This window comes from Sphaerochaeta sp., assembly GCF_050178175.1.
In the GTDB taxonomy this organism is placed as follows: domain Bacteria; phylum Spirochaetota; class Spirochaetia; order Sphaerochaetales; family Sphaerochaetaceae; genus Sphaerochaeta.
This window is the reverse complement of record NZ_JBFXGH010000073.1, coordinates 1-10,774: the sequence shown is the minus strand read 5'-3', so window position 1 is coordinate 10,774 and position 10,774 is coordinate 1. Positions and strand designations below refer to the sequence as shown.

At 48.5% G+C, this 10,774-nt stretch carries 12 protein-coding genes; 7 read left to right on the top strand and 5 right to left on the bottom strand.

The window, feature by feature from the left end; genetic code table 11:
• Positions 1 to 381: permease (locus AB7S66_RS08645; protein WP_428519086.1), on the top strand; the 381-nt coding region annotated here is incomplete at its 5' end.
• Entirely contained in the window at positions 378 to 911 is a 534-nt protein-coding gene (locus tag AB7S66_RS08640; protein ID WP_428519084.1) for a permease, read from the top strand. The genes AB7S66_RS08645 and AB7S66_RS08640, both read left to right, overlap by 4 nt.
• 7 nt (positions 912 to 918) lie before the next feature.
• Here the strand turns inward: AB7S66_RS08640 and AB7S66_RS08635 are convergent, their stop codons facing one another.
• Positions 919 to 1,632 carry a Crp/Fnr family transcriptional regulator gene (locus tag AB7S66_RS08635; protein WP_428519082.1) on the bottom strand — a complete coding sequence of 238 codons (714 nt, stop codon included), beginning with the start codon at positions 1,630 to 1,632 and terminating at the stop codon, positions 919 to 921.
• Positions 1,633 to 1,752: 120 nt separating this feature from the next.
• Between AB7S66_RS08635 and pflB the strand changes: the two genes are divergently transcribed.
• Both pflB and pflA read left to right on the top strand, forming a co-directional pair.
• Positions 1,753 to 3,957 carry a formate C-acetyltransferase gene (pflB, locus tag AB7S66_RS08630; protein WP_428519080.1) on the top strand — a complete coding sequence of 735 codons (2,205 nt, stop codon included), beginning with the start codon at positions 1,753 to 1,755 and terminating at the stop codon, positions 3,955 to 3,957.
• A gap of 10 nt (positions 3,958 to 3,967) precedes the next feature.
• Positions 3,968 to 4,735, top strand: a complete 768-nt coding sequence (gene pflA, locus AB7S66_RS08625) for a pyruvate formate-lyase-activating protein (protein ID WP_428519078.1) — start codon at positions 3,968 to 3,970, stop codon at positions 4,733 to 4,735.
• A gap of 58 nt (positions 4,736 to 4,793) precedes the next feature.
• On the opposite strand, the gene AB7S66_RS08620 is transcribed toward pflA, so the two are convergent.
• Genes AB7S66_RS08620 through mgrA form a run of 4 tightly spaced genes read right to left on the bottom strand, consistent with a single transcriptional unit; the run spans position 4,794 to position 7,374 of the window.
• Positions 4,794 to 5,339: a lipocalin family protein gene (locus tag AB7S66_RS08620; RefSeq protein ID WP_428519076.1), complete on the bottom strand. Its 546-nt coding sequence runs from the start codon at positions 5,337 to 5,339 to the stop codon at positions 4,794 to 4,796.
• A 4-nt stretch (positions 5,340 to 5,343) separates the two neighbouring features.
• Positions 5,344 to 5,817, bottom strand: a complete 474-nt coding sequence (locus AB7S66_RS08615) for a MarR family winged helix-turn-helix transcriptional regulator (protein ID WP_428519074.1) — start codon at positions 5,815 to 5,817, stop codon at positions 5,344 to 5,346.
• Positions 5,817 to 6,293: a glutathione peroxidase gene (locus tag AB7S66_RS08610; protein WP_428519072.1), complete on the bottom strand. Its 477-nt coding sequence runs from the start codon at positions 6,291 to 6,293 to the stop codon at positions 5,817 to 5,819. The genes AB7S66_RS08615 and AB7S66_RS08610 overlap by 1 nt, the downstream gene beginning before the upstream one ends.
• Positions 6,294 to 6,348: 55 nt before the next feature.
• Positions 6,349 to 7,374, bottom strand: a complete 1,026-nt coding sequence (mgrA, locus tag AB7S66_RS08605) for an L-glyceraldehyde 3-phosphate reductase (protein ID WP_428519070.1) — start codon at positions 7,372 to 7,374, stop codon at positions 6,349 to 6,351.
• Between the two features lie 116 nt (positions 7,375 to 7,490).
• Between mgrA and AB7S66_RS08600 the strand changes: the two genes are divergently transcribed.
• The 3 genes from AB7S66_RS08600 to AB7S66_RS08590 all read left to right on the top strand — a co-directional run.
• Positions 7,491 to 8,252, top strand: a complete 762-nt coding sequence (locus AB7S66_RS08600; protein WP_428519068.1) for a tryptophan-rich sensory protein — start codon at positions 7,491 to 7,493, stop codon at positions 8,250 to 8,252.
• A gap of 144 nt (positions 8,253 to 8,396) precedes the next feature.
• Entirely contained in the window at positions 8,397 to 8,954 is a 558-nt protein-coding gene (locus AB7S66_RS08595; RefSeq protein WP_428519066.1) for an EAL domain-containing protein, read from the top strand.
• Positions 8,947 to 10,774, top strand: a 1,828-nt coding sequence (locus AB7S66_RS08590) for a PAS domain-containing protein (protein WP_428519064.1), incomplete at its 3' end; no start/stop codon positions are given. The genes AB7S66_RS08595 and AB7S66_RS08590, both read left to right, overlap by 8 nt.

Below are 10,774 nucleotides of genomic sequence, written 5' to 3'. Positions count from 1 at the left end.
GAAAATATTCTTCCCCAATTCCTTGTCATCATTCTACTTGTCAGCCTCCTGCTCAGCCTCCTGGACCATGAGACCATTGTAAGCATCATCGGCAAGGACTCCGGATGGATTGGAGTTATCCTGGCTGCCATTGTAGGTTCTGTTACCCTGATACCAGGCTTTGTGGCATTCCCCACTGCTGCCTTGCTTCTTGAGGGAGGGGCCGGCTATATGCAGATCGGTGCCTTCATCTCAACACTGATGATGGTGGGCGTAGTAACCTTACCCATTGAAATACAGTACTTTGGAAAGCGTTTGACGCTTTATCGGAATACCCTTGCATTCATATTTTCTTTTATTGTTGCTTTCGCCATTGGTACAGTCTTGGAGGTGGTATTATGACAGCTATCGCAAAACGCTACAGTCCATTCCTGCTGGTTCTGGTACTGTTGGGGGTTGTCAGCCTATTCAATCAGGAGTTGGGAACAGGCGTGTTCAATAGTACCGTCATGCAGCTGAAGGAAATGTTGTTGGTCATTCCTCCAATCTTTGTCCTGCTTGGCCTGCTTGATGTATGGGTGCCGAAACAGACAATGGTAAAATTCATGGGTAAAGGAAGTGGACTGAAGGGAATACTGCTTTCCCTCTTCATTGGCTCTGCTGCAGCAGGCCCCCTGTATGGAGCTTTCCCTGTGGCCGCGGTGTTTATGAAAAAGGGAGTGACATTCTCCAATGTCCTTATCTTTATCGGGGCATGGTCCACTACCAAGATTCCGATGATTCTCTTCGAATTCTCAGCCTTGGGTGCACCATTTGCACTTACCCGGTTGCTTATCGACATCCCGGGCATCATCATTATATCGTTCCTTCTCACGAGAATGATTGGCAAGGAAGAGATAGAGGCAATCCACGAGAGAGCAAGCAAGCAGTAACCGTCACCTAGTCAACGAGGTATGAGAGTTCAGTGAGTCTTGCAGTATCCAGTATACGGATCACCCGGTTCCCCACAGCTAGAATAATCCCTTCTTCCTCGAATTGCGTGAGTTTACGGCTCAGTGTCTCCCGCGCGATCCCCAGATAATTGGCAAGGCCCTCCCTACTCAAGGGGAGGGTTATTTCAAGGAAATTACCATGGTAGTGCCCATACGATTCCTTGAACTCCAGAAGGAGGCTGGCAATACGCATATCGGCATTACGGCCCCCCATGCTCTGCATGGCACTCTCAAGCCGGCTCATCCGGTTTGCCATGGCCTCAATGATCTCAATGGCAATCTGACTGTGTTCAGTTAGGAGATTTGTGAAATTGGTTTTGTTCAGGATACAAACCATTGTAGGTTCCAGAGCTTCCACCGTATAAGGAACCCGCTCTTCCGTGAAAAGGAATCTGGCACCAAAGTAGTCGTTGGCAGGAAAGATATAGAGAATTTGTTCTCTTCCGTCCGGTGTGATGCGGTAAGCCTTTGCGCTCCCCTCCCTGATGACCGTAAAAGCAGAGGCCTTCTCCCCTTCCCGTACGATGATCTCTCCCTTCTTGTAGCGACGGTGTTCCATCTCACTGGTGAGCGCATGCACGGCATCACGTTGCAAAGAAGAGAAGAGGGGTACATTCCTCAGGCAGAGATCATTGCTACAACCCTCACATGCATTGGACACAGTATTTCTAACTCCTACTTTTTTACTTGGTTTGTGATTTCAATCACAGAACAAATATCGTCATCGTGATATTTCTTAGCTATCTGAAGTATACGAAAACTTATAGAAAGGGGAAACATCATGAGTGAAGCTACCTATTACGAAATCAATACGAGAAAGTACATCACAGAGCACTACACCCCCTATGACGGGGACGAATCCTTCCTTGCAGGGCCCACTGAACGGACAAAGAAACTGTGGGGAGAACTCAAGGAACTACTCGAGATCGAGCGCCTGCGTGGCGGCATGTTTGACATCGATGAACATACCATATCCACAATTGTCAGCCACAAGGATGGATACATCAACCGGGATCTTGAACAGATTGTCGGCTTGCAGACCGATGAACCACTCAAGCGTGCCATCATGCCATTTGGAGGTATCAGACTGGTACATACCGAGTTGAAAGCCTACGATCGTACCCTTCCAGAGTCCATTGATGAAGTGTTCAAGTATCGCAAGACACACAATGACGGAGTCTTCGACGTATATACAGAACAGATGCGTAAAGTACGGCACAGTGGCATCATCACAGGACTTCCCGATGCATATGGTAGGGGAAGGATCATCGGTGATTATCGAAGAGTTCCCCTCTATGGTATCGATTACCTGATCAAGGAAAAGCAGAGTGCCAAGGAAAATTATCACTTTGATGCAATGACTGAGGAGGTCATCCGCGACCGTGAGGAACTCAGTGAGCAAATCCGCAGCCTTCTGGAGCTGAAAGAGATGGCAGCCACCTATGGCTATGACATCTCAAAGCCCGCAACCGATACAAAGGAAGCCATCCAGTGGTTGTATTTTGCCTTCCTTGCAGCAACCAAGGAACAGAACGGAGCCGCCATGAGCTTGGGAAGGGTTTCCACCTTCCTTGACATCTATGCAGAGAAAGATCTGGGGAGCGGCCGTTTCAGTGAATCAGAAATCCAGGAATTGGTGGATCATTTCATCATGAAACTCCGTATCATTCGATTCCTCAGGACCCCCTCCTATGATGAGCTGTTCAGTGGCGACCCCACCTGGGTGACTGAATCCATTGGTGGTGTAGGCCACGATGGACGTCATCTGGTTACCAAGATGAGCTATCGGTTCCTGCACAGCCTTACCAATCTTGGTCCCGCCCCTGAGCCGAACCTTACGGTACTCTGGAGTGACCGTCTTCCACAGTCCTTCAAGAAGTTCTGCGCCCGCATCTCCATCGAGACCTCCTCGATCCAGTATGAGAACGATGACCTGATGCGAAAGAATTACGGTGATGACTATGGCATTGCATGCTGTGTCTCGGCCATGGAATTAGGCAAACAGATGCAATTTTTCGGTGCCCGGGTGAATCTGGCAAAAACCTTGCTCTACGCGATCAACGGTGGAAGGGATGAGAAGAGCGGGGAACAGATCGGACCTAAAATGGCACCAGTGGGCGATGATATCCTTGACTACGATACCGTCATGGACCGCTATGAGGCAATGAGCAGCTGGCTTGCAAAACTGTATATCGATACCTTGAATGTCATCCACTACATGCATGACAAGTACAGCTATGAACGCCTTGAAATGGCCCTGCATGATGCCCAGGTAATGCGTACCATGGCAGGGGGAATCGCTGGATTGAGTGTTGTTGCCGACAGCCTCTCAGCCATCAAGTATGCAAAGGTAAGACCCATCAGGGATGAGCGGGGACTTGCCGTCGATTTTGAGATCGAAGGAGACTTCCCCACCTACGGAAACAATGATGAGCAGGTTGATGCAATTGCCAAGGATCTGGTAAGAGGTTTCATCACCAAGATGAGACGGCATACGACCTACCGCAAGAGTATTCCCACCCTCTCTGTCCTTACCATCACCAGCAACGTGGTCTATGGGAAGAAGACAGGGAGCACCCCGGACGGGAGAAAGGCCGGCGAGCCGTTTGCTCCTGGGGCAAACCCGATGCACGGACGGGACAAGAAGGGGTGTGTTGCAAGTATGAAGAGTGTGGCGAAACTCTCCTATGATGATGCACAGGATGGAATCAGTTACACCTTCTCGATCATCCCGCAGACCCTAGGAAAGAGCAAGCAAATGCAGGTGGCAAATCTGGTCACCCTGCTTGATGGATATTTTATCGAGGAAGGACACCATATTAATGTGAATGTCATGGAAAAGGAGACATTGCTCGATGCCATGGACCACCCGGAGAAATATCCCCAGCTGACGATCAGGGTAAGTGGATATGCAGTGAATTTCATCAAGCTCACCCGTGAACAACAGCTAGATGTCATCAACCGCACCTTCCACGGAAGCCTGTAAGGAGGTATGTATGAGCATACAGGGAAACATTCACAGTGTTGAGAGTTTTGGAACGTTGGACGGACCAGGACTCAGGTATGTCATCTTTCTGCAGGGATGCTCCCTACGTTGTCGATACTGCCACAATCCAGACACGTGGAACATGAAAGGTGGCTCTTCCCAACGTGTTGATGAAGTGGTCCATGACATCCTCAGCTACAAGAACTTCATCAAGGATGGAGGGGTTACCATCAGTGGTGGAGAGCCACTGAGACAACCAGAGTTTGTCCTGGAGCTCATAGACCGTCTCAAGAGTGAGGGGATCCACACGGCGCTGGATACAGCAGGAAGCGTTCCCTTGGAGATTGCAAAACCGGTACTGGATGCAGTGGGTATGGTCTTGCTCGATATCAAGAGCCTTGATGACAAACTCTGCTTCAGCCTTACCGGCATGGGGAACACCAATACCCTGGCAACACTTTCCTATCTGCAGAAAATCAAGAAGCGGGTCTGGCTACGTCACGTACTCGTCCCTTCCTGGACTCTGGAAGAGAAAAAGTTGGAAGACTTGGCTTCTTTCCTCACCTCCTTCAGCTGCATTGAACAGGTAGAGCTACTTCCCTACCATCGCATGGGGCAGTACAAGTGGGAACAGTTGCATCTCACCTACTCACTCTCAGATGTACATGAACCCACCAAAGACGAACTGTCCATGGCTCGTTCCATCTTTGAGAAGCAGGGACTTCCCGTATTGATGACATCTTACAAGGATGAAGATTCACAGACAAAGGTTGGCTAAAAAAACGGGAAGGCACCTCACAAAAAGTACCTTCCCAACGAAAACGAATTATCAACTATCAACGCTCTTTCTGGGGAACCAGGAAGAGTTGTTCCATATCATACCCCTGTGCCACGGCAATAGCTTTCATGGTATCAAGCGTATCATCACTCACCACCGGGGTACGTGAAAGGAACCACAAGAAATCACGGTCATCACTGCCGACAAGTGCCCACTGGTATTCCTCATCCAACCCAAAGACAAGATAATCAGAGGGGAAAAGCCCGAAGAATCTCACTTTCAAGCGACCAGGAAAATGCTCATCAGGTCTCCAAGCGATTGCCTTGACCGATGTGACTTTTCCTTCCAGATCTCCCTTGATACCACTATTGACCACTTGGATCCTTCCATCATCCCTAAGGGAATAGTCGGCTTTTGCCCCCACCAGATTCTTTTCAAAACGGTGCTGGTATCGAGCAATCTCATACCAAGAACCGAGATAGCGATCGAGGTCAAGGGAATCAACGGTATCCAAAGGAGGATACTCTCTCGTAGTAGCACAGGAAGAGAGCATCACGAGCATAGCAAGCATAGCACCTAGGGAAAGCAAGCCTTTCCGTTTCATTCCATTACCTTCCTTGTTCCCGCTCATTACGGGATTCTTTCAACTGAGTGAGAGTCTCATCAAGCATCTCTTTCAATGCCTGATACTTTCTTCCCTGTTCACTCTTGTCGTTTGAGAGCAAGCAGGCGGCAATATGTTCAGGGACAGAGATAGCTTTCTGCTCCAGTTCCCTTCCTTTCTCCGTAAGGTGGACCATTACGGTCCGCTCATCACTGGGAAGTCTATGTCTCTCGATCATACCGGATGTTTCCAGCCTCTTCAGTAGTGGACTCATCGTCCCGGTATCCAGGCTGAGTGCAGTGCAGAGTTCCCCTACTGTACCCTCTTCATGTTCCCAGAGGTAGAGCATGGTGATGTACTGGGCATAGGTCAGTCCCAAGTGATTGAGCAGTGGTCGGTAAGCGGCCATCAGTTCCCGTTCCACGGCATAGAACCGAAAACAGAGTTGGTTTGAAAGCAACAGTTGTGGATAGGCCATCAAAGCACCTCCTCAAGCTTCGGGATAATGGAAAGGGGGGAATCTTTTGGTGCGTAACGATGTACCGTTACCCCATCCTTCTCCACCAGGAATTTGGTAAAATTCCATTTAACCGTCCCTCCAAGGGCTCCTGGAGCTTGCTTTTTCAGCCAAGTAAAGAGAGGATGAGCTTCCTTTCCATTCACCTTCACCTTACTCATGAGAGGAAAGGTCACCCCATAGTTGGTTGAGCAGAATTCCTTGATATCTGCATCACTACCCGGTTCTTGGTGTGCAAATTGGTCACAAGGAAACCCGATCACTACCAGTGACCGGTCCTTGTACTGCTGATGCAGTTTCTCGAGTTCCTCATACTGAGGGGTAAACCCACACTTGCTTGCGGTGTTCACAACCAGCAGGGTCTTCCCCTTCAGGGAGGCAAAGTCCAACTTACTCTGATCATTCTTCACGGCTTTGAAATCGTATACTGTAGCCATAGGCTTGTTTCTCCTAATTAAGTTGGGTACAATATAACAGAAGCCTATACAAATGTCAATTATTGCTTGATCTTGCCCAAAGGTTTATATTTCCTTCCTTTGCAAAGGAATCAATCCGCTTAAGTTCCTCATCACTGAAGTCCAGGTTTTCAAGGGTTGCGACATTTTCCTTGATCTGTTCAGGAGAACTGGCACCAATAAGCACACTGGTGATCTCTTTGCGTCTCATGCACCAGGCAAGCGCCATCTGTGCGAGGCTTTGCCCACGCTCCTGCGCGATTGCATTAAGTGATCTGATATTCTCAAGGTTTTCCTTGGTCAGCATCTGCTGACTAAGGGAACTGTCCTTTCTCGCAGCCCTGCTGTTCTCAGGAATTTCTCCCAAGTACTTGTCGGTCAGCATCCCTTGTGCAAGTGGAGAGAAACAGATGGCCCCTACTCCCAACTCATCCAGTGTGGAAAGCAATGAATCTTCCACCCAACGATTCAGCATTGAGTAAGATGGTTGATGAATCAAGAGCGGTACTCCCATATCCTTCAGGATTGCATGTGCCTCTCTCGTCTTTTCCGCTGAATAGGAAGAGATCCCAACATACAGGCACTTACCCATCTTATATGCGGAAGCTAGAGCTCCCATGGTCTCTTCAAGCGGAGTATCAGGATCATATCGATGACTGTAGAAGATATCGACATACTCCAGACCCATTCTCTTCAGGGAAGCATCAAGACTGCTGAGGAGGTATTTCCTGCTCCCCCACTCCCCATAGGGACCCGGCCACATCAAATATCCAGCCTTGCTTGAAATGATGAGCTCGTCACGGTGAGAGCGAAAATCCTGGGCAAGCAACTTTCCGAAATTCAGCTCGGCAGACCCCGGAGGTGGCCCATAGTTATTTGCCAGGTCAAAGTGTGTGATGCCAAGATCAAATGCTGTATGCAGCATCTTTCTCGCATTGGAGAGGGACGTCTGGTCTCCGAAGTTATGCCAGAGACCCAAGGAGATGGCCGGTAACTGTAAACCGCTCTTCCCACAGCGGTTGTATTTCATGGATTCGTATCGTTCTGGTTTCGGTGTATACATACACTCCTCCTCATTTACCTATCAGTATAACCGAAATGGCTATAAATCTCCATTTCTTTTGACGGATGCACTTCCTTGGCCTACACTAATGGCAGATGATCCCTTAGGAGGCTTCCATGAACAAGCGGTCAAAAGGTTTGGCTTTTCTTGTTGCATTCACTTATCTGGCAATGATTACGGTGAATGCATTGGCGAACATACTTCCCATTGGTGGCATGGGTACCGGTGAAGTTTCTGATTCCTACCCCAATCTGTTTGCGCCTGCAGGAATCACATTCTCCATCTGGGGAGTCATTTATGCATTGCTCGCCTTGCATACATTCTACCAATTCAGGAAAGGAGATGAGAGCATTCAAATCATTTTCTCGGTCTCAAGCGTGATTAACATTGCATGGCTTTTCTCTTGGCATTATCAAAAAATCGGGCTTTCACTGCTCTTGATGCTGATGCTTCTTGTCTGTTTGATCAGGATCAATGACTTGATCGATCATGCATCCATGGATAGATATGCTTATTGGGCTCTCTCGGTTCCCTTCTCTGTGTACCTTGGTTGGATAACGGTAGCAACCATTGCAAACGTAACCACCTTCCTTGTCTCCATCGGTTGGTCTGGTTGGGGCATAAGCGAGATGACATGGACAGCAATTGTTCTCGCGGTAGGCGTATTGATTGCTCTCTCCTGGGCATTCCGACGGCGTGATGCAGTGTACCTGCTTACCTTGATCTGGGCATACACCGGTATCCTGATAAAGCACACATCCAGGGAAGGATTCAATGGCAAATATCCCTTGATCCTTACAGTGACAGCAATTGCAATTGCTGCGTTTGCCATCTCTTTCGGGGCATTTATCCTTCGTAGGAGGCAACCTGTTGCATGAAACAGACCAGGAAAATCAGGGCCCTTCTGGTCGCGTTGCATTGGTTGTAAAGCCTGCACCACGGCATTTCGACATCATATCAGGAAAGCCGTTTTGTTGACTCGTATCATCACTGATGGTATCCATAACCAATGAGGAGGAAGTGTGCAAGGCTCATTCCTGAAGAAGAGGGGTGGCTTATCTAAGCGCTTTGTCATCATGCCGATTATTCTCATCCTGGTACTTTGTTTTGCCGCTGGCCTGAACAAGATCTCCATTGCGAGGCAATTTTACTTCCAGGAGAAAGTCAAGGAAGCTTCCCTGCTTGCAAGAGGCTATGAGAAGGCCATCGTCATTGAGGCGGGATACCAGCTGGACCAACAGCTGCGCCAGCTTGGAGATCGCATATCCATCGATACCCTCGGGTCAGGGTTTTCTTTCCTCTCCCGATTGGGTTCACTGGAAATCGACATACGGAAACGGGACAGACTGTTTGGCATGTCCCTCTCAGAACCATCGGAACGTAATCTTGTCTCTGACGTTATCTCCATGGCCCATCATCCCGGGAAGAAAGTCGCAACCGAGGGAGTGGAAACAACAGAACGGGAACAGTGGCTTGAGGATGCACCAGGTGGTTTGCTCCAAGGCTATCTTTTTAATAGGCCACTATCAGCTTCTGATGCAATTCTCCCTCTGGAACAGGAGAAGCCCCATCATGCATAACGTATTCATCCTCACCATCCTGATGTTCTTTTCCCTCGCTTCCCTACCTGCAGAGGCACTTCCTGCTCTGGACAGAGGCGTTGAGAATGCCCGCAATCCCATGCTTCTGGTAGATGGGAGAGACAACTCCATTCGCTATGCCAATCCAGCCTGCGCCGAATATTTTTCAATACCCAAGGAGAGACTCATCGGGAGGAATTTCCCGGCTCTTATAGGAAAAAGCATTCACTCTCTTACTGATTTACATGACCAAATGATTTCCCTTGAAACCGACAAGGGAAAAGAAATCTACTTCTTGGTAGGGGTGCAACAGGTCGGAGCGCCCGGATCTCCGTATTTCATGGTCATGCTGCAAGATAAAAGCACTGAACAGCGGTTGCTGGTCCGTAATAGGCATATACGTTATGCCTTGATTGCAACATCATTGCTTACCATCCTCTCCCTCGTGTTTTCCTTGGTTCTCCAGTCACGTCAGAATAAACAATTACAGAAAGTAAACCAGCAACATGAGGACACCCTCTCATTGCTCAAGCAATTTCTCAACGCTGATGACCGATACAGTTATATCAAGGACGGTGAAGGTCGATTCCTGACAGTAAATGCCAACCTTTGTCGGCTTCTCTCCTGTGATGAGAGCTCCCTTCTAGGCAATCAAGTCGAAGAGGTGGCCCATCATGATCTTGCAACCTTGATGGTGGAAAATGACCGGGAAGCATTGAACGAGCTGAAGACCGTGGAGAAGGAAACGCACTGGGGAGAAAGACTTTACAAGACAACCAAATTTCCCCTCTTACTTCCGGGTGGATCCATAGGTCTTGGAGCATTTGCTGAGGATATAACTGAGCAGAGGCATCTGGAGCGAACCCTCAGGGAAAATGCACGACGTGCTTCTGCATTCTCCCATCTCCTCTCCTTATCCATCAAGAACCCTGACAACCAACTGACCAATGCTCTTGAAGAGGTATGTGCTATCAACGGAAGCAAGATTGGGGTATTGCTCATTATTGACAAGAAGACCGGTACGATAACCATGGAAGCAGCAAGAGAGGCCATGCCTCTCTATGATCTCCCTCAAAAAAAAGGAACAGTGATTCCCCATTCTGCGGCTGTATGGTATCTCCAAGAAAAAAATGATTCATCATTTTCAATCATCAATAAGCAGGTGGATGAGGAACCGATACTTTCCTGTATTTCCGGGAAGAAAGTCACGGTCAAGAACCTTCTTGTCTGTACCTGCATGGCCGGTAACACACTCTCCGGCATCCTCCTGCTTGCAGACAGTATAGAAAGCTATAACGAAACAGAAGGATTCCTGATTCAATTGCTCTTCTCAGGTATTTGGGCAAACATGCAAAAGGCAGAGAATGAGGCTGCACTGGAAGCTAGCCAAAGGAATCTAAGGCTGATCCTTGATTCCACCGCCGAAGGTATTTTCGGCACGGATGAAAAGGGACGCTGCACCTTTTGCAATGCAAGTTGCCTTCACTTGCTTGGATACGAGGATGCACAGGAATTACTGGGAAAAAACATGCATCAGTTGATCCACTTCAGTACACGGGAAGGTATCCCCATCGATGAGGAGACCTGTCCGATCAGGTCCTGTCTTTCCAGCAGTGATGGGATGGCCAAGGAGAATGAGGTATTCTGGAGAAAGGATGGGACCTGCCTTGATGTACTGTGCTATGCCTATCCACAAGTAAAGGATGGCACAATCATAGGGTCTGTCATCACCTTCCTGGACAATACCGAGAGAAAAAGAAATCAGGAGAAGATTGCATTTCTCTCTCTCCACGACCAGCTGACAGGGCTCTATAACCGTA